Origin of the sequence: Actinomadura sp. RB99 (genome assembly GCF_014706005.1) — a bacterium.
Lineage (GTDB): Bacteria > Actinomycetota > Actinomycetes > Streptosporangiales > Streptosporangiaceae > Spirillospora.
Map to the genome: position 1 here is coordinate 31,790 of NZ_JABMCA010000029.1, position 18,610 is coordinate 50,399.

Below are 18,610 nucleotides of genomic sequence, written 5' to 3' on the forward strand. Positions count from 1 at the left end.
TGGACCGGCCCCGGCATTGGAGGATCAGGACATGGCCGAACTCGTCACCGGCGAGGCCGTCGCGCTCGACATCCGGGTCGCGCGGCTGGCCAGCCGGGGCTGTGCCCTGCTGCTGGACCTGCTGTTCCAGCTCATCCTGCTGAACCTCGCCGTCTACGTGACGGGCCTGACGGCCCTGGTCGCGGACGACGCGTGGACCGTCGGGCTCTCCCTGGTCTCGGTCGTCGCCGTGCTGGTCGGCTACCCGTGCGCGTTCGAGACCCTGTCGCGAGGGCGGACGCTCGGGAAGATGGCCCTCCGGATCCGGGTCGTGGCCGACGACGGCGGACCGATTCGGTTCCGGCAGGCGCTCGTGCGCGCGCTCGCCGGCTTCATCGAGTTCTGGACGCTCTACGGCGCGCCCGCCCTGATCACCTCGTTCTGCAACCGGCGCGGGAAGCGCCTCGGCGACCTGTTCGCCGGGACGATCGTCATCCAGGAGCGGATTCCGTCCGGCCGCCTCGGCCCCGTCGCCGTCATGCCCCCTCAGCTCGCCTGGTGGGCGCGGTCGCTGGAGATCTCCATGCTCTCGGACGAACTGGCGATGACGGCCCGCCAGTACCTCTCGCGGTTCTGGGAACTGCTGCCGGAAGTACGGGACTCCCTGGGGCAGCGCATAGCGGCACAGGTCGTTGACGTGATCAGCCCTCCGCCGCCGCCGGGCGTGCGCCCGGAGATCCTGCTGTCGGCCGTCCTCGCGGAGCGCCGCCAGCGGGAGGAATGGCGGCTGGCCCAGCGGCGCGCGCGCCGCTTGCGGCGCACCGGGCAGGCGGGCTGGGCGCAGGCTCCCGCTCCCGGCACGGCCCCTGTTCCCGGCCCTGTTCCCGTCCCGGCGATGGCCATGGCCGGAACAGGCCAGCCTCCCCCGCCCGGCTGGCAGGGGCCGCCGGCGGGCCCGCAGCCGCAGCCCGGCCCTCATCCGGCCGGCCCCTACCCGACGGGCCCCTATCCGACCGGCTCCTACCCAGCCGGCCCCTACCCGGCAGGCCCTTACCCGACGGGCGCGTACCCGACGGGGGGTCACCCGGCCGGTGGCCGTCCGGCCGGGCCCTACCCGGGCGGCCCGTACCCGCCCGCCCCCTATCCGGTGCAGGGCATGCCGCCTGCGCCGTACCCCAACGGCGGCGTGCACCCGGGCCGTTAGCCGGACGGGCATCGAAGGCCCACCGACCAGCGGCCGAAGCACGGCCTTGTCATCAACCGCCGTAAGCCGGCGTTGTTGTTGTGCACTTCTACGACTTCCCCAGGGCCTCCCCAGCCTCCTAATATCCGAACAAATTTCACGTTCAGGAGGCGGGATGCGCGTCCGCAGTGCCCTCGGCCGGATCACCCTGACCACCGCGCTGGCCCTCGCCGGGACCGCGGGGACCGCGGCGGCCGGAGCCCCCGCGCACGCGGACGCCGCGCCGCCGCCCACCATCACCGACGACCAGGGCCGCACGCTGATCCTGCACGGCCTCAACACCGCGAGCAGCGCCAAGGGTGACAGCGGCCTTCCCTGGATCGACCGGGACGACGTGGTCCGCGAGGCCCGCGAGATGGGCACCGACTCGGTCCGGTACCTGATCCTCTGGAGGAACATCGAGCCGAAGCCGGGCCAGTACGACGACGCCTATCTCGACGAGGTCGCCAAGCGGGTGGCCTGGTACCGCGAACAGGGGATGCACGTCATCCTGGACATGCACCAGGACATCTACGGCCCGGACGCGTGCAAGGGCGCCGGTGACGGCGCTCCCGCCTGGGCCACGATCACCGACGGGCTGCCCTGCACGCCCCAGGACCCGTGGGTGCTCACCTATCTCCAGCCCGCGATCCTGCGCGCGTACGACAACTTCTGGAACAACACCGGGAAGCACCCGGAGCTGATGCAGCGGTACACGGCGATGTGGCAGCACGTGGCGAAGCGCTTCGCCAAGGACCCCGCCGTCCTGGGCTACGACCTGATGAACGAGCCGTTCGGTGGGACCCGCCAGTTCGGCTTCTTCGAAGGCCCCATCCTGACCCCCTTCTACCAGCGCGTCGTCGACGCCATCCGGAAGGTCGACCGGGACAACTGGGTGTTCGTGGAGCCGGAGGCCCTCGGCTCCAACGAAGGCGCGGAATCCTCCATCGCACCCGTCGAGGACCCGCGTCCAGGGACGCCGCGCATCGTCCTGGCGCCGCACTTCTACCCGGGCGGGGTGGACCTGGGCGGCGCCTACAGCGGCGCTACGAAACTCCTCATCCAGGCGCAGTTCGCGCTGTGGAAGCGCAACATGCCCGCTGCGGCGCGCCGCCTGAACGCCCCGATGTGGCTCGGTGAGGTCGGCGGCATGGGTCAGGACGCGCCCGGTGCGGCGGACTTCACCGGCGACTGGCTCTCCATGGCGGACGACCTGGGCATCGGCTGGTCCTACTGGTCCAACGACCCGGGTTCCACGGGCGTGACCGACGGGAAGGGCAATCCGACGCTCTTCACCAAGCTGTTGGCCCGCCCCTATGCCAGGGCCATAGCGGGCACCCCGGTGAAGATGTCGTACTCCTCGCCGACGCTCACGGTCTCCTGGCGGAACAAGGCCGGTGTGTCCGGCCCCACGGAGATCTGGTTCCCGTCCACCCCGAAGGTCACGTCGACCGATCCGGCCGGGAAGTGGCGGACGGCCTGGGACGCGAGCCGCCACGTCCTGTCGGTGTGGGCCGACCCCAATACCGCGTCCCACACCGTCACCGTCACGCAGTAGCCCTCGACCGGCCCCTCTGGACCCGCATAAGCCCCCACCACGCCGGTCAGCGGCCTGCGTGGTGCGGGGCGCGGTCGGACTCCGCGTCCCCCTCGGACGTCCCGTGCCGTTCGAGCCGGAGGAGCGCGGCCAGCGCCGCCAGCGCGAGCACCGCGACGACCGCGGTGAACGCCACGGCGGCGTCGCGCAGGCCGAACGCCTGGGCGGCGACTCCGACGAGGATCACCGGCAGGGAGATCCCGGCGTAGGCGGTGAGGAAGAAGCTCGACACCGTCTGGGCGCGCTGGGCGGCCGGGGTGCCCGCGGTGATGGCGGCCAGCCCGGCGCGGAAGCCCAGGCTCTGTCCCAGGCCGACCACGACGGTCCCGACGACGAGCAGCGGGAGGGACTCGGCCAGGAGCGCACCGGCTATGGCGGCGAGCCCCGCCACGAGCACTCCGCACCCCGTGGGCAGCGCGATCCGCTCCGGCACCTTGGCGAACAGCACCTGCCCGGCCGTGGACGCGCCGAACATGGCGAACACCACGACGCCCGTGAGGGCCCGGTCGGGGCGGTGCAGCACGGTGGCGAGGATCCCCGGGACGACGGCCGTGACGAGGCCGAAGACCGCGAAGGCGGAGAACGCGGCGACGGCGGCGGGCACGAACACCGGCCGCACCTCGGGCGGCACCGCGGGCCGCTGCGCCCGGGGCCACGTGACCCGGGGCTCGCGGATGGTCTCGGGCGCCACCAGCACGGCCGCCAGCGCCAACGCGAGCACGGCGAGGTCCACGGCGAACGGCAGCTCCAGCGGATGCGGCGCGTACTCGGCGAGGAGCCCGGCGACCAGCGGGCCGCTGCCGAGCCCGAACATGTTGACGGCCGCCGCGAGCAGCGCCGCCGCGCCGCGGCGTTCCGGCCGGACGAGTTCGACCAGCGTGACCGTCCCGGTCGCGGTGACGACACCCGCCGAGAGACCCGAAAGCACCCGCGCCGCCAGCAGGACCGGGACGTCGCCGGCCACCAGGTACACCACGGCGGCGACCATCGAGACCGCCACGCCCGCCAGCATCATGCGGCGGCGGCCGAGCGCGTCCGAGGACCGCCCGAACAGCAGCGCGAAGATCACGCCGGCCGCGTAGACGGCGAAGACGACGGTCGTGACGAGGCTGCCGAAGCCGAGCTGCCGCTGGTAGATGGGGTACAGCGGCGTGGCGAGCGTGGTGCCGAGCATGACGGCCCAGAAGGCGTACGCCATGCACGCCGGGCCGGCCGCCCTCCGCAGGTCACGCAGCGACCCGTCCCCCCGAATCCCCATCAATGCACTCCTTCCATCCCGAACACCCTTCCCAGGGTGGCGGCAAGAATCATCATCGGTCCAACGCATAATTTCGATGCTCACCATCGGTAGGGTCGATCCATGGAGCTGCGCCAGCTGGAGCACTTCGTCGCCGTCGCCGAGGAACTGCACTTCACCCGTGCCGCCGCCCGCGTCCACGTCGTGCAGTCCAGCCTGTCCAGCTCGATCGGCGCCCTCGAACGCGAACTCGGCGCCCGGCTGTTCACCCGCACCAACCGCCGCGTCGAGCTGACCGAGGCGGGCCGCGCGCTGCTGCCGTCCGCGCGCCGCGCGCTGGCCGCCGCGGAGAGCGGCCGCGACGCCGTCGCCGGGGTCCGGGGGCTGCTGCGCGGCCGGCTGACCATCGGCGCGATCCAGATGCTCGGCGTCCTCGACCTGCCCGCGCTGCTCGCCCGCTACCGGCGCCGCCACCCCGGCGTCACCCTCCGGCTGCGGCACGCGGGCGCGCCCGCCCTCGCCCGCGAGACCGCCGCCGGACGGCTCGACCTCGCGTTCGTCGACCACGCGACCGGCGACGCGCGGCTCACCGAGCACGCGCTCGGCGGCGACCGGCTCGTCCTCGCCGTCCCCCGGACGGACCCGCTGGCCGCGCGCGGCGCGATCCGCCTCGCCGACCCCGCGCTCGCCGCCCGCGACTTCGTCGAGTACCGCGCGGACTCGGCGCTGCGCGCCCAGATCGACGCCGCCTGCGCCGCCGCCGGGCTGCGCCGCAGGGTCGCCGCGGAGGTCGACACCATCCAGTACCTGGTGGAGCTCGTCGGTCACGGGCTGGGCGTGTCGCTGCTGCCGCCCCAGGCCCTGCGGAACGCGGCGGACCGCGTCGCCGCCGTCCCGACCGATCCGCCGCTGCACCGCGACCTCGTCGCCGTCACCCTCGCCGGGCGCCCCCTGCCGCCCGCCGTGGAGGCCCTGCTGGCGCTCCTTCCGGACCAGTAGGGCGAGGGGTCAGGCGAGGAGGTTCGGCGGCGACTCCAGGTCGGTGAGCTCCACGCCCGGAGCCGCCACGGCGACGTCACCGGCCAGATACAGGGACTCCACCTCGCCCGTCGACAGATCGGTGATCTCGTACTCCGTCACGGGCAGCGGCTCGGTCTCGGTCTCGTAGGAGGACGTCGCGCCCCGGCGCCACCGCCACAGCACCGTCAGCGCCGACAGCGACGTCCCGCTCAACCGGACGAGGCGGACATCGGTCGCGGCGCCCTCGTCCAGCTCCAGGGAACGCGCCACCGCGACGAGGAACCCCGGCGAACCGGACACGAAGCCCGACGCCCGCTCCCCGTGCTCGGTGCCCGACTCCCCCGCCGCGCGCACCCACGCCAGCTCGGGCCCGGTCAGCCCGCCCCGCAGCCACCACCCGGGGGTGACGAGCTCGACGCGGATCTGCCGCCAGCGCGCGTCCACGACGAGGTCCAGGCGGACGCCGTCGTCCCGGCGGGACGTGTAGCGCCAGCCGCCGGGCCCGGGAGCGCACTGGAAGCGCTCCTCGACCCCCTCGTCGACGTGCAGGTACGTCCCGGACGGCACGGTCAGGACCCGATGCGCCAGGAGTGCAGGTAGTCCTCCTGGTCCGGGGTGAGCAGGTCGATGGAGATGGCCATGGACGCCAGCTTCAGCCGCGCCACCTCCGTGTCGATCTCCTTGGGGACGTCGTGGACGGCGGCGGGCAGCGACGCGTGCGCCGTCGCGAGCCACGCGCACGTGAGGGCCTGGTCGGCGAAGGACATGTCCATCACCGCGGCGGGATGGCCCTCGGCGGCCGCCAGGTTGACCAGGCGCCCCTCGGCCAGCAGGACCAGGCGGCGGCCGTCGGCCAGGACGTACTCGTCCGTCTGCGGGCGCACACCGTGGTGGACGGCGACCGCCATCTCCTCCAGCGCGCGCACGTCGATCTCGACGTCGAAGTGGCCGGAGTTCGCGAGGATCGCGCCGTCCTTCATCAGCGCGAGATGCTCGGCGTTCACCACGTCGCGGTTGCCGGTGACGGTGATGAACACGTCGCCGTCCACCGCCGCCTCGGCCATCGGCTGCACGGCGAAGCCCTGCAGCGCCGCGTCCAGCGCCTTCACCGGGTCGATCTCGGTGATGACGACACGGGCGCCCAGGCCCCGCGCGCGCTCGGCGAGGCCCCGCCCGCAGTAGCCGAAGCCCGCGATGACCACCGTCTTGCCCGCCAGAAGCGTGTTGGTGGCGCGGATGATGCCGTCCAGCGTCGACTGCCCGGTCCCGTACCGGTTGTCGAACATGTGCTTCGTATCGGTGTCGTTCACCGCGACCATGGGGAACCGGAGGGCGCCCTCACGGGCCATCTGGTGGAGGCGTATGACGCCCGTCGTCGTCTGCTCGCACCCGGCCTTCACCGTGGGCAGCAGATCGGTGCGGTCGGTGTGCAGCGTGTTGACGAGGTCGCAGCCGTCGTCCAGCACAAGGTCAGGACCCGTCTCCAGAGCCTGGTGGATGTGCGCGTAATAGCCCTCACGGTCGATGCCCGCGCGCGCGAAGACCTCCGTGCCGTCCTCCTGCACGAGCGCGGCGGCCGTGTCGTCCTGCGTGGACAGCGGGTTGGACGACGCGAGCGCCACGCTCGCCCCACCCGCCTGCAGGGTCCGGATCAGGCAGGCCGTCTCCGTCGTGATGTGCATGCACGCCGCGATCCGCAGGCCGTCCAAAGGACGCTCCTTGGCGAACCGCTCCCGGATCTGCCGCAGCACCGGCATGCTCCGGTCGGCCCACTCGATCCGCTTGACGCCCTCGTACGCCAGCGACACGTCCGCGATATCGCTCATCCGTCCCCCTCAAGGCACAAACCGCCGCACGGCCTTGGGCCGTGCGGCGGTCCGAACGCTACAGGCGATCAGTAGCGGTAGTGGTCCGGCTTGTACGGGCCCTCGACGTGGACGCCGATGTAGGCGGCCTGCTCCTTGGTGAGCGTGGTCAGCTTGACGCCGAGCGCGTCCAGGTGGAGGCGGGCGACCTTCTCGTCCAGGTGCTTCGGCAGCACGTACACGCCGACCGGGTACTCCTCGGTCTTGGTGAACAGCTCGATCTGCGCGATGACCTGGTTGGTGAACGAGTTGGACATGACGAACGACGGGTGGCCGGTGGCGCAGCCGAGGTTCATCAGCCGGCCCTCGGCCAGCACGATGATCGAGTGGCCGTCCGCGAACCGCCACTCGTGCACCTGCGGCTTGATCTCGATCTTCTCGATGCCGTCGGTCTTGGCGAGCCCGGCCATGTCGATCTCGTTGTCGAAGTGGCCGATGTTGGAGACGATCGCCTGGTGCTTCATCCGGGCCATGTGGTCGGCGCGGATGATGTTGAAGTTGCCGGTGGTGGTCACGAAGATGTCGGCGATCTCGACGACGTCCTCCAGGGTGGTGACCTGGAAGCCGTCCATCGCGGCCTGCAGCGCGCAGATCGGGTCGATCTCGGTGACGATGACGCGCGCGCCCTGGCCCTTCAGCGCCTCGGCGCAGCCCTTGCCGACGTCGCCGTAGCCGCACACCACGGCGACCTTGCCGCCGATCAGCACGTCGGTGGCGCGGTTGAGGCCGTCGATGACCGAGTGCCGGCAGCCGTACTTGTTGTCGAACTTCGACTTGGTGACCGAGTCGTTGACGTTGATCGCCGGGAAGGCGAGGGTGCCGGCCTTCGCCATCTCGTACAGGCGGTGGACGCCGGTGGTGGTCTCCTCGGTGACGCCCTTGATGCCGGCGGCGGTCTCGGTCCAGCGGCCCGGCTTCTCGGCGATGGTGCGGCGGAGGGTGTCGAGGATGATCCCCCACTCCTCCGGGTCGTCCTCGGTCGCCTGCGGGACGGCGCCCGCCTTCTCGTACTCGGCACCCTTGTGGACGAGCAGGGTCGCGTCGCCGCCGTCGTCCAGGATCATGTTCGGGCCGGAGCCGTCCGGCCACCGCAGCGCCTGGTCGGTGCACCACCAGTACTCTTCGAGCGTCTCGCCCTTCCAGGCGAACACCGGGACGCCCTTCGGGTCCTCGGCCGTACCGTCCTTGCCGACGACGATCGCGGCGGCGGCGTGGTCCTGGGTGGAGAAGATGTTGCAGGACACCCAGCGGACGTCGGCGCCGAGCTCCACCAGCGTCTCGATCAGCACGGCCGTCTGGATCGTCATGTGCAGCGAGCCCATGATCTTGGCGCCGCGCAGCGGCTTGGCGGCGGAGTACTCCTCGCGCACCGCCATCAGGCCCGGCATCTCGTGCTCGGCGAGCCGGATCTCCCGCCGGCCGAAGTCCGCCAGCGAAAGGTCGGCGACCTTGTAGTCCATGCTTTCGTTGCTCCTTGTCTGCTTTCTCGCAGCAGGGTCCGCTTTGCAGCAGGTCCGCTCGCGCGCGGCAGGTCCACTTGTGCCCGCGGGTCGCGTCGTTCGTCCGCGAGGACCGGCCCCGCGGGCCGGCCGACCCGGCCGAGTCTACGGGCGGGGACGGCCCGGAGGCACGGTCGGGGGCGCATTTCTAACACGAATTTGTCAGAATCGACGCATGCGCATCACGGAGGCCGCCCGGCGGCTCGGCACCTCGCCCCGCATGCTCCGCTACCGGGAGACGCTCGGGCTGCTGCCCGCGACCCGCGATCCCGCACCGGCCGGCACCGGACGGAACGGCGGTACCGCGCGGGGCGGCGGGCACCGGCGGTTCGGCGACGCGGAGCTGCGCGCCGTCGCGCTCGCGCTGGCGCTGGAGAAGCGCTACGACATCGGGCCCGCCGAGCTGGCGTTCGGGCTCCGCGTGCTCGCCGAGCCGCAGGTCCAGGCGCACGTCCGGGAACTGGGCGAGCGCATCGGCCGGCTGTCCGCACCACCCGCGCGGGCCCTGGACTTCGAGAAGGAGAAGGCGCTGCGGCTGCTGCGCCGCCGGTAGCGGGCGGGCCGGCGGGCGCCGTTCCGTCCGCCGCGGCCACTACCATCCCGCTGGACGGACGGGAGGCGGCGCGTGAAGAACTGGCTCTACGGGGTGCTCGGCCTCGTGCTCGGCATCGGACTGTTCGTGGGCGGCCTGTCGTCGATGCCGGGCGGCACGGTCAAGTGCGGCGAGCGCGTGATGTCGCCGGGCGACACCTGCACGACGCTCCGGAAGGGGCGCGCCACCCACCGGTCCTACGACGAGCAGAAGTCCAAGGACGGCCGCGAGGCGGTCATCATGATGATCGTCGGGCCGCTGCTGGCGGTCGGCTGCGGCGTGCTCTTCCTCGGCCCGGCCGTCATGCGCCGCCGCAAGAGCACAGCGCACGCGGCAGGCCCAGCCCAGCCGCCGCCACCGCCGCCTCCGGGCGCCCCGGCCTCCGACCTCCCGCCGCCGCCCGCCCGGCCGTACAGTCCCCCGGGCCCGTACCCGCCCGCCTGAGGCGAAGGGCCCGGCGGCCGCCGATCAGGTCGCGTTCTCGCCCGGGACGACGACGCCGGACTCGTAGGCGAGCATCACTGCCTGGGCCCGGTCGCGCAGGCCCAGCTTGGTGAAGACCCGGGCCACGTGCGTCTTGACCGTGTGCTCGCTGACCACGAGGCGGGCGGCGATCTCGGCGTTGGACAGCCCGCCCGCGATCAGCACGAGCACCTCGCTCTCCCGGGCCGTCAGCGTGGACAGCTCCGACGGCGCCTGCGGGCGGCTCCGCCGCTGCTTGGTGAACTCCCGGATCAGCCGCCCGGTGACCTGCGGCGCCAGCAGCGAGTCGCCGCGTGCGACGACCCGGACCGCGGAGACCAGCTCGTCGGCGGTCGCGTCCTTGAGCAGGAAGCCGGACGCGCCGACCGCGAGCGCCTCGTAGACGTACTCGTCCACGTCGAAGGTGGTGAGCACGAGGACGCGGACGCCCTCGGAGCCGGGCTGCGCGAGGATCCGGCGGGTGGCCTCGATGCCGTCCATCCCGGGCATCCGGATGTCCATGACCACGACGTCGGGACGGCCCCGCTCGGCGAGCGCGACCGCCTGCCGCCCGTCGCCGGCCTCGCCGACGACGGTGATGTCCTCCTGCGCGTCGAGCAGGGCGGCGAACCCGGCGCGGACGATGGTCTGGTCGTCCGCCACCAGCACCCGGATCACCGGCGGGGCCCCGTTCCGGAGCGGGCGAGAGCGCGGTCAGCGGCGGCCGGGGGGCGCCTCGGAACCGTGTCCACTGGTGGAATTCCCCTCCCTCGTCAGCGGAAGCTCGGCCTCCACCAGGAACCCGCCGTCGGTCGCGGGGCCGGCGGAGAACCGTCCGCCCAGCATGGTCGCACGTTCCCGCATGCCGACGAGACCGTGTCCGCCGCCCGGCCCGCCGCCGGGCGCGCCGGCCGGCGGCCGCGCGCCCTCCAGCCGGGTCGGACCGGCCGGGCCCGCGCCGGCGGGGTCCAGTACCGCGGTACGGGCGGCGGGATCGTCCAGGTTCAGCACCCGCGTCGATCCGGCCGAGCCGTCGTCGCGGACCCGGACCGCGAGCCGGTCGGGAAGGAAGGTGAGGTCGACGTGCACCCCGGCGCCCGGCGCGTGCCGCCGCGCGTTCGTCAGGGCCTCCTGGACGATCCGGTACGCCGACAGCTCCACGGTCGTGGACAGCGCCCGCGGGTCGCCGTGCACGGCGAGGTCGACGGCGCCGCCCGCGCCGCGGTGCTGCTCGATCAGGTCGGGGAGCCGGTCGAGGCGCGGCTGCGGGGAGTTCGCGGCGTCCGGCTCGGGCTTGGCGTCGGCGCGCAGCACGCTGAGCAGCCGGCGCATCTCCACCAGCGCCTCCCGGGCCGTCTTGGCGATCTCGGTGTAGCCGGCGCGGGCCTCGGGCGACAGGTCGTCCATCGTGTACGGGGCCGTCTCCGCCTGCACGGCGATCATGGAGACGGAGTGCGCGACGACGTCGTGCAGCTCGCGGGCGATGCGGGCGCGCTCGCGCATGACGGCCTGCTCGCGCTGGACGGCGGTGAGCCGGGTGAGGGTCTCGTTGGTGCGCTCCTCCGCCTCCGCCTCGGTGCGGCCCGCGGACTCGACGGCGCGGCGCGCGTCGCCGAGGCCGATGGCGGCCAGCACGGCGACGACCGCGGCCGGCCAGGGGACGTCGTCGAGCGTGCCCGTGGCGAGGTAGACGACGGCGACGGTGGCGACGCTCCCGGCCGCGAGGACGCCCGCGGACTGCCGGGGAAGCTGCCGCCCCAGCGCGTACAGCGTGTAGAGCGCCGCGAACGCCGTGGTGATGAGCAGCTGCTGGCCGGTGAGCAGCCCGGCCGCGAACGCGCCGAGGACGACGGCCGCGACGGGCCGCAGGTTCTCGCGGCGCCAGACGAGCGGTACCGTCGAGGCGACCGCGAAGCCCCCGGCGAGGCTCAGCGGGGACCCGGTGCTCGGCGCCAGCTCGGCCAGCGCGGCGATGGTCAGCGCGAGGCCGGTGAGCGGCGCGAAGTACCAGGCGCCGGTGAACTCGCTCCAGGTGTTGATCCAGCGGGGCAGCGGCGCCGTCTCGCCGGCCGGAGGGGGCGGCGAGCCCGGGAAGCCGGGCGGCATGCCGGGGGCGCCGGGGGCGGGCCCGCGGCCCGCGCCGTTCAGCCGGGCGCCGAGCCTGACGGCGAGCGGCCGCAGCAGGTGCCCGATGCCGGTGAGGATCCAGAGCAGCAGCTGCCCCACCCCCGCCACGATCCGGCCGGACAGCCGCCACGCCTGGTGGGCGAGGGCTGGGCCGAACCCCGCGGGGTCGGGTCCGGTCCGGGCCTTGTCATCGGTGGTCACTTCTCAATACTGACCGCTGGACGGGCTCATCACCTCACCGTGCGGTGGTATGCCCGCGGCCTGAATCCCCCTACAGGACGACCCCCGATCCCTCCTTGCGGGGGACGTGCGGGCGACCGGCGGAGACGTAATGTCTTAACCGTGACCGCAACGGCGGCACCGCCGACGTAGGGGGTTCGGCGGGGCTGCCGCGGTCACGCCAACCGCCCGGTTTCAGGGGTCCGGGCGGGGAAGCATGGGAAGCACCTCGCCGGACGGCCGCGCCGCCCGCCTCCGCGGAGGCACTCGCCGGTCTCGCCTGGGCTGGGGTTCGGCCGGCAACAGGTTCCGGCCGCCCGGCGAGGGATCCCATGCGGCCGCTCGTGGCGGCCCGGACAGGGCCGCCGCCACCGGCCCTACACGGCCCCGAAGGGGGCCGCCTCCCTCACACGTTCTCGCCCGCGGCCTTCTCGACCGGTTCGGCCGGCGTGGAGGCGGGGGCGTGCTTGCGGTCCGCCTCGTCCAGCGCCGGCTCCAGGTAGATCATGCCCGCCTCGGGGATCACCGCGCGGACCTTGGCCTCGGCCGCGTCGATGCCGCGGGCCACCTCGGCGGCGGTGTCGTCGTGGTAGACGGCGATCTTCGCGGCGATCAGCAGCTCCTCCGGGCCGAGGTACTCGGTCCGCATGTGGATGACGTGGTCGACCTGCTCCACCGACTCCAGCGCCTCGATGATCCGCTTCTCCTGGTCGGCGTCGACGCCCTCGCCGATCAGCAGGCTCTTGGTCTCGATCGCCAGCACCGTGGCGACGAGGCCCAGCAGGACGCCGATGCCGACGGTGCCGATGCCGTCCCAGCGCCCGTCGCCGGTCGCGACCGCCATCGACACGCCGAACAGCGCGAGGACCAGGCCGATCAGCGCCGCCGCGTCCTCCAGCAGGACGACCGGCAGCTCCGGCGCCTTCGCGCGGCGGATGAACGCCCACCACGACTTGCCGGCGCGCAGCCGGTCCGACTCCTTGATCGCGGTCCGGAAGGAGAAGCCCTCCATCCCGATCGCGATGATCAGCACCGCGAACGCCCAGATGGGCGACTCGACGTCCTCCGGGTGCAGGATCTTGTGGTAGCCCTCGTACAGCGAGAACGCCGAGCCGACGGTGAACAGCACGACCGCGACGACGAACGCGTAGAAGTAGCGCTCCCGCCCGTACCCGAACGGGTGCTCGGGCGTCCGGTCGCGCTCGGAGCGCTTGCGGCCGAGCAGCAGCAGCCCCTGGTTCCCCGAGTCGGCGACCGAGTGGATCGACTCCGCCAGCATCGACGACGACCCCGTGAACGCGAACGCGACCATCTTCGACGCGGCGATTCCGAGGTTGGCGGCCAGGGCCGCGATGATGGCCTTCGTCCCACCCTCAGCACTCATCTAGGCAATCCTCGCTTTGAGCTCTTGAATGGCCGGCACGGGCGTCGGGTCGACGCCCAGCGTGATGGCCAAGTAAACCGTGACATAGTCGGCCAGCGCGATCAGTGTCGCGATTCTCTCGAGCGGATGGTCGCCCTCGGCGAGGATCTCGGTCACCGCGACGCCCCGGTCCCGGGCCAGCTCGACGGACGCCTCGCGCCGCTTGGCGGTCTGCGGGTGCTCCTCGGTGTCGCGCAGCACGACCAGGTGGAGGCCGTGCTCCGCGTCCTCGGTGCGGTCGCGGAAGAAATCGTCGTTGTCGGGGGGCGTGGGGGTCGGCCCCCACAATGACGCGTCGGAATCGGCCGGCGAGCCGCCGCCCGCGAAGAGGCCGTCGAACGCCATCACCTGGTTGTGGTCCGCCTCCGGCAGGCCGCCGAAGACGCCCGGGTACTTGGCGTTCTCGTTGAGCTGGCAGCACATCCGGTACGCGGCCGTCTCGGCGAGCGGCGACGTCCCCCACACCAGCGGGACGTCGCCGGCGAGGTCCAGCGCGATCCGCTTCGCCGGGTTCACGAACGGCTCGCTGTCCGGGCGGCACCGGTGCGCGACGTCCTCCAGCCGGGCCGCCGTGGACTCCAGCACCGCGTCGGGGACGTCCGTCAGGCCGAGCGTGCGGGCCGCGACGAGCAGCGGGACCGTGAGGCCCCACAGCGTCGACCGCGGCTGCCCCACCGACCGCACCGGGACGAACACGCCGCGGCTGCGGGCGGCGAGATCGGCCAGCGGCGAGCCGGCCCCGCCGACGCACAGCAGCCGGCAGCCGCGCCGGGCCGCCTGCGCCGCCACCTCCAGGGTCTCCTCGGTGGAGCCGGAGCAGGACACCGCGATCACCAGGTCGGCGGCGCCGACCCAGCCGGGCAGCCGGTACCCGCGGACCGTCGTGACCGGGACGGGGCAGCCGAGCCCGCAGACCGCCGCGAGGACGTCCCCGGAGATCCCGGAGCCGCCCATGCCGGTGACCACGACCGCGCGGGGGCGGCCGTCCTCGGCGAGCGCCGCGACGCCGGCCTCCTCGGCCGCGCGCCGCGCCTCCCGGATCTGCGCCGCGGACGAGGCGACCTGCCGCAGCATCCCGCCCGGATCGGCCGCCTCGACGTCCGGCGCCTCCTCCAGCCGTCCCGGATCGAGCGTGCTCACGAAGCGGGGGCCCGGGCCTCGTCGACGAGGAGGACGGGGATGTCGTCGCGGACCGGGTAGGCGTAGCCGCAGGAGCCGGTGCAGACCAGCTCGGCGGCGGCGTCGTCGGCGCGCAGCTCGCCGCCGCAGTTCGGGCAGGCCAGGATCTCCAGCAGCCAGTCGTCCAGCTTCATGCTCATAGCAGCGTCACTTCTCCCTCACGATGGCCAGGACCTCGTCGCGGATCGCCGCCATGGTGGCCTCGTCGCCGGCCTCCGCGTTGAGGCGCAGCAGCGGCTCGGTGTTGGACGGCCGCAGGTTGAACCACCATCCGGCGGCCTCGTCCCCGACGGTCAGGCCGTCCAGCTCGTCGATCGTAACGCCGGGGCGGCCGGCGAACGCCTCGCGGACCTTGCCCGCCGCGGCGTCCTGGTCGGCGACCTCGCTGTTGATCTCGCCGGACGCCGCGTAGCGGGTGTACTCGCCGAGCAGCTCCGACAGGGGGCCGTCCTGCTCGCCCAGCGCGGCCAGCACGTGCAGCGCGGCGAGCATGCCGGAGTCGGCGAACCAGAAGTCGCGGAAGTAGAAGTGCGCCGAGTGCTCGCCGCCGAACACCGCGCCCGTCTCCGCCATCGTCTGCTTGATGAACGAGTGCCCGACCCGGGTCCGGACGGGGGACCCGCCGTTCTCGGTGACGATCTCCGGGACGGCCTTCGAGGTGATCAGGTTGTGCACGATCGGCGCGCCGGGGTGCTTGGCCAGCTCCCGCACCGCGACCAGCGCGGTGATCGCGGACGGCGCGACGATCTCGCCGCGCTCGTCCACCACGAAGCAGCGGTCGGCGTCGCCGTCGAAGGCGAGGCCGATGTCGGCGCCGGTCTCGCGGACCTTGGCCTGCAGGTCGCGCAGGTTCTCCGGCTCGATCGGGTTGGCCTCGTGGTTGGGGAAGGTGCCGTCCAGCTCGAAGTACAGCGGGACGAGGTCGATCGGCAGCCCATCGAAGACGACCGGGACGGTGTGACCGCCCATGCCGTTGCCCGCGTCCACGACGACCTTGAGCGGGCGGATCGAGGACAGGTCGACCAGCGTCTTGAGGTGGTCGGCGTATCCGTGCAGGACATCGCGCTGCGACACCGTGCCGGGCTCCCCGTCGTAGGCCGGGACGCCGTTCTCGACCATCTCGCGGATCTCGGTCAGGCCGGTGTCGCGGCCGACCGGCTTGGCGCCCGCGCGGCACAGCTTGATGCCGTTGTACTTCGCCGGGTTGTGGCTGGCGGTGAACATCGCGCCGGGGACGTCCAGGTCGCCGCTGGCGTAGTAGAGCATGTCGGTGGAGCCGAGCCCGGCCTCGATCACGTCCGCGCCCTGCGAGGTCGCGCCGCGCGCGAACGCGGCGGCCAGCGGCCCGGACGACTCGCGCATGTCGTGCGCGGTGACGATCGCGTCCGCCCCGGTCACCCGCACGAACGCCGCGCCGGCCGCCTCCGCGACGGCGGCGTCCAGCTCGTCGGGCACGACGCCGCGGATGTCGTACGCCTTGAAGATCTTGGCGAGGTCGCCCACTCCTGCTCCCCTGTACGCAAGTGATGACCGAAAGTCGGCGGGACAACCGAGCCTACCGGGAAGCGCGGCGGCGGCCCGAGCCGGTGCCGGTCGTGGGCGTGACCGGGGTCACTCCTGCGGCGGCGTCACTCCTGCGGCCGGGTCACTCCTGCGGCTGGGTGCCCGCCGGTTCGGAGCGCAGCACGCGCAGGTGCCCGCGGCGGCCGACCTCGGTGCCCTGGCCGACGGGCTCCTGCCCGGGGGCCGGCGCGGGGCGGGCGGCCTCGCGGACGGCGTCGGCGAGCGCCTCCAGGTCGTCGGCGCTCGGCTCGGTCTCCTCCTCGACGGGGAGCCGGACCAGCTCCCAGCCCATGGGGGCCGTCAGCCGCTCCGAATGCTCCGCGCACAGGTCGTAGCAGTGCGGCTCGGCGTACGTGGCGAGGGGCCCCAGGACAGCGGTCGAGTCGCGGTAGACGTACGTGAGCGTGAAGACTGCGGGCGCCTTGCAGGCGGTGCGGGAGCAGGTGCGGACGGGGCTCACGATGGCCGACCGTACCTCGCTCCCGCCGCCTCCGCCACCACCCGGGCGCACGTGTCGCCGTTACCGCCCGATTTCGCGGGTAACAACTACATACCGTGTGGACCCGAACTCTCACCGTGCGGCCGCTGTCGGGGCGCGGTGGGGCCGCTGTCCGGGGCGCCACGTTGGTGTTCCCGATGCGGAGACGGGTGTTCCTGGTGCGGGGGCCGGGGTTCGCGTGCGGCGGGAGGTAAGCTGAGGGGGTGCGATCCCGTGTGGCAGGCGTACGGCGCCGCGATCGGCACGGTCGCGGCCTCCGTGGCCCTCTGACGCCCCCGCAGGCGCCGGTCTCCCGGACCCGCGCGGAGAAGTTCGACGACCTCGTCCACGACGAGGTGCGGCGGCTCGGCGCGCGCTGGGGCAGGGAGCTGTCCGGTGTGGAGTTCGGCGTCGAGGAGGTGCCGGACGTCGAGCCCTGGTTCGACGGCCCCGTCCCCCTCGGCCGGACGGTGCCCGCCGACGGCGCCCGTCCCCTCCGCATCGTGGTGTTCCGGCGTCCCGTGGAGGCGCGCGCGTCGGGCGAGCAGGAGCTCGGCCGGCTGGTGCGCGACCTGCTGGTGGAGGAGGTCGCCGACCTCCTCGGCCTCTCCCCCGAGTCCGTCGACCCGAGCTATGACTCCCCGGACGACTAGCCGATGACGGCCGGCCGACGGAGACGGGCCGGCGGAGACGGGCCGATGACGTCTAGCGGATGAGGGCGGTCTGGCTGTCGCCGGTGGGCGGGAGCCGGACGGTGGTCGGCGCGGGCATCAGCGGCAGCACGGTGAACAGGTAGCCGCCGCCCTTGCCCTTCGCCATGATCCGCGCGGCGTAGACCGGCCCCGAACCCGGCTTGGCCGTGATGACGGCCCCGTAGCCCTTGTCGCCGCCGTGCGGTGCGGCGAGCTTCGTCTCGACGGTGCGTCCCGCGCCGATCTCGACGTTCTGCGGTGCGCCGGGCCCCTGCCCGTCCATCGTGGTGATCTGGACGGCGGCGCGGCCGGCGGGCGCGGTGAGGACGACGGACGCGTCGAACCGGTCGTCGGCGATGACCGCGGAGGCCCCGGACGGGCCGCCGAGCGGCTCGGTGGCGGTGCCGTAGGCGACGTCGGCGCCGCGCGAGGCCGCGTAGCCGGCGATGATCGGCCGGTCGGAGTCCAGCCGGACGGCGGCGGCGCGGCCGGACAGGGCGCCGGCGAGGTCGACGGAGGTGACGCTCTGCGCGGGCGCCTCCACGATGTCCTGGCCCTGGGGGGCGAAGGCGCCGTCGGCGGTGACGGCCCGCACCCGGATCCGGGCGTCGGCCTCGCCGGGCACCGCGATGACGAGCCGGCGCTGCCCGTCGCCGCCGGGCACCCCGGGGACGACCGCGGACGCGGCGGGCGCGGGCGACAGCGGCAGCCACTCGACGCCCTTCTTCTCGCCGATCCGGACCCGCAGCGACGCGGCGACGCGTCCGGCGGTGGTGTGCACGTTGAGCGCGAGGTCGCGGGCGGTCTTGACGATGTCGCCGAGCCCCTCCGGCTGCTCGCCGATCTTGATGACGCTGGTGCTGTACGGCGCGACGGGCGTGGCGAGGCCCTCGGTGGTGTCGAGCGGCCCCTCCCCGGACAGGCCGGTGACGTCGACGGACGCCGGCTGGGCGTCGACGTTGGTGAGGTACAGGTCGAGCCGGTCGGCGGCGAGCGGGCCGGGGCCGAGGAACCACAGGTCGGTGCCGGGACGGGCGCAGCGGGCGCTCGCGAGGCCGCGGTCGGGGCCGCCGGACCAGTGGGTGGTCTGCTCGGCCTCGATCCCGGCGGCGAGGGCGCCGGTGGCCCGGACGGTGTAGGAGTCCTCGGTGGTGCCCGTGTCCTTGTCCCAGCCCTGGCCGGGGGCGGTCATGGAGGCGAGCGGGGAGCCGCCGCGGGTGTCGGCCACGTCGAGGCGTCCGCCGGTCCGCTTCTGCGGGAGGGACTGGAGGGCGACGCGGCCGCCCTCGTGCCCCGGGCAGACCATCACGGCGGCGTCGACGGGCGCGCTGCGGCCCTTGGCGACGGCGGTCCCGGGGCGCGAGAACGACGCGGCGCCGTAGAGGGCCGCGAGGCCGACCAGGACGAGGGCGGCGATGGCGTAGCGCATGCCGAGGAGTTTCAGCACTCGGTCCAT

18 protein-coding genes are annotated in these 18,610 nt (G+C 73.6%); 6 read left to right on the forward strand and 12 right to left on the reverse strand.

Features of this window, described 5'->3' with window-relative positions; all coding sequences use genetic code 11:
• Positions 1-31: 31 nt before the first annotated feature.
• Together amrb99_RS52570 and amrb99_RS24740 are read left to right on the forward strand one after the other, a co-directional pair.
• Positions 32-1,183, forward strand: coding sequence for an RDD family protein (locus amrb99_RS52570; RefSeq protein ID WP_190860135.1), 1,152 nt, complete (start codon positions 32-34; stop codon positions 1,181-1,183).
• A gap of 154 nt (positions 1,184-1,337) precedes the next feature.
• Positions 1,338-2,759: a cellulase family glycosylhydrolase gene (locus tag amrb99_RS24740; RefSeq protein WP_190860137.1), complete on the forward strand. Its 1,422-nt coding sequence runs from the start codon at positions 1,338-1,340 to the stop codon at positions 2,757-2,759.
• A 46-nt stretch (positions 2,760-2,805) separates the two neighbouring features.
• On the opposite strand, the gene amrb99_RS24745 is transcribed toward amrb99_RS24740, so the two are convergent.
• Positions 2,806-4,056, reverse strand: coding sequence for an MFS transporter (locus amrb99_RS24745; protein WP_190860140.1), 1,251 nt, complete (start codon positions 4,054-4,056; stop codon positions 2,806-2,808).
• Between the two features lie 102 nt (positions 4,057-4,158).
• On the opposite strand from amrb99_RS24745, the gene amrb99_RS24750 reads away from it, so the two are divergent.
• The gene (locus amrb99_RS24750; RefSeq protein ID WP_190860141.1) at positions 4,159-5,034 is read left to right on the forward strand and encodes a LysR substrate-binding domain-containing protein; all 876 of its coding nucleotides are present in this window, start codon (positions 4,159-4,161) and stop codon (positions 5,032-5,034) included.
• 9 nt (positions 5,035-5,043) lie between these two features.
• On the opposite strand, the gene amrb99_RS24755 is transcribed toward amrb99_RS24750, so the two are convergent.
• The 3 genes from amrb99_RS24755 to ahcY (amrb99_RS24765) all read right to left on the reverse strand — a co-directional run bounded on the left by amrb99_RS24755 (position 5,044) and on the right by ahcY (amrb99_RS24765) (position 8,380).
• On the reverse strand, positions 5,044-5,622 hold the full coding sequence (locus amrb99_RS24755; RefSeq protein ID WP_190860143.1) for a hypothetical protein: 579 nt from the start codon (positions 5,620-5,622) through the stop codon (positions 5,044-5,046).
• A gap of 2 nt (positions 5,623-5,624) precedes the next feature.
• A complete protein-coding gene (gene ahcY, locus amrb99_RS24760) occupies positions 5,625-6,881 on the reverse strand; it encodes an adenosylhomocysteinase (RefSeq protein WP_190860145.1) in 1,257 nt (418 codons plus the stop codon).
• A gap of 68 nt (positions 6,882-6,949) precedes the next feature.
• A complete protein-coding gene (ahcY, locus tag amrb99_RS24765) occupies positions 6,950-8,380 on the reverse strand; it encodes an adenosylhomocysteinase (protein ID WP_190860147.1) in 1,431 nt (476 codons plus the stop codon).
• Between the two features lie 214 nt (positions 8,381-8,594).
• Here ahcY (amrb99_RS24765) and amrb99_RS24770 point away from each other — a divergent pair, with 214 nt between their 5' ends.
• Positions 8,595-8,972, forward strand: coding sequence for a MerR family DNA-binding transcriptional regulator (locus tag amrb99_RS24770; protein WP_190860149.1), 378 nt, complete (start codon positions 8,595-8,597; stop codon positions 8,970-8,972).
• Between the two features lie 72 nt (positions 8,973-9,044).
• The gene (locus amrb99_RS24775; protein ID WP_190860151.1) at positions 9,045-9,455 is read left to right on the forward strand and encodes a hypothetical protein; all 411 of its coding nucleotides are present in this window, start codon (positions 9,045-9,047) and stop codon (positions 9,453-9,455) included.
• A gap of 24 nt (positions 9,456-9,479) precedes the next feature.
• Here amrb99_RS24775 and amrb99_RS24780 read toward each other — a convergent pair whose 3' ends face one another.
• From amrb99_RS24780 to amrb99_RS24810, 7 genes are all read right to left on the reverse strand, one after another.
• A complete protein-coding gene (locus amrb99_RS24780; protein ID WP_190860153.1) occupies positions 9,480-10,151 on the reverse strand; it encodes a response regulator in 672 nt (223 codons plus the stop codon).
• A gap of 36 nt (positions 10,152-10,187) precedes the next feature.
• Positions 10,188-11,801: a histidine kinase gene (locus amrb99_RS53290; RefSeq protein ID WP_347256834.1), complete on the reverse strand. Its 1,614-nt coding sequence runs from the start codon at positions 11,799-11,801 to the stop codon at positions 10,188-10,190.
• Between the two features lie 424 nt (positions 11,802-12,225).
• Positions 12,226-13,203 carry a cation diffusion facilitator family transporter gene (locus amrb99_RS24790; protein WP_190860155.1) on the reverse strand — a complete coding sequence of 326 codons (978 nt, stop codon included), beginning with the start codon at positions 13,201-13,203 and terminating at the stop codon, positions 12,226-12,228.
• Positions 13,204-14,382 (reverse strand): bifunctional phosphoglucose/phosphomannose isomerase, encoded by a 1,179-nt coding sequence (locus tag amrb99_RS24795; RefSeq protein ID WP_347256835.1) that lies wholly within the window; start codon positions 14,380-14,382, stop codon positions 13,204-13,206. It abuts the gene before it with no gap.
• Complete coding sequence (locus amrb99_RS24800) at positions 14,379-14,561, reverse strand: Trm112 family protein (protein WP_151538645.1); 183 nt, start codon at positions 14,559-14,561, stop codon at positions 14,379-14,381. Before amrb99_RS24800 ends, amrb99_RS24795 begins: the two co-directional genes overlap by 4 nt.
• Before the next feature lie 7 nt (positions 14,562-14,568).
• The gene (locus amrb99_RS24805; RefSeq protein ID WP_190860157.1) at positions 14,569-15,924 is read right to left on the reverse strand and encodes a phosphomannomutase/phosphoglucomutase; all 1,356 of its coding nucleotides are present in this window, start codon (positions 15,922-15,924) and stop codon (positions 14,569-14,571) included.
• A 142-nt stretch (positions 15,925-16,066) separates the two neighbouring features.
• Complete coding sequence (locus amrb99_RS24810; protein WP_190860159.1) at positions 16,067-16,444, reverse strand: DUF3499 domain-containing protein; 378 nt, start codon at positions 16,442-16,444, stop codon at positions 16,067-16,069.
• 242 nt (positions 16,445-16,686) lie between these two features.
• On the opposite strand from amrb99_RS24810, the gene amrb99_RS24815 reads away from it, so the two are divergent.
• Positions 16,687-17,115, forward strand: coding sequence for a metallopeptidase family protein (locus amrb99_RS24815; protein ID WP_347256836.1), 429 nt, complete (start codon positions 16,687-16,689; stop codon positions 17,113-17,115).
• Between the two features lie 52 nt (positions 17,116-17,167).
• Here amrb99_RS24815 and amrb99_RS24820 read toward each other — a convergent pair whose 3' ends face one another.
• Positions 17,168-18,610 (reverse strand): DUF5719 family protein, encoded by a 1,443-nt coding sequence (locus amrb99_RS24820; RefSeq protein WP_190860161.1) that lies wholly within the window; start codon positions 18,608-18,610, stop codon positions 17,168-17,170.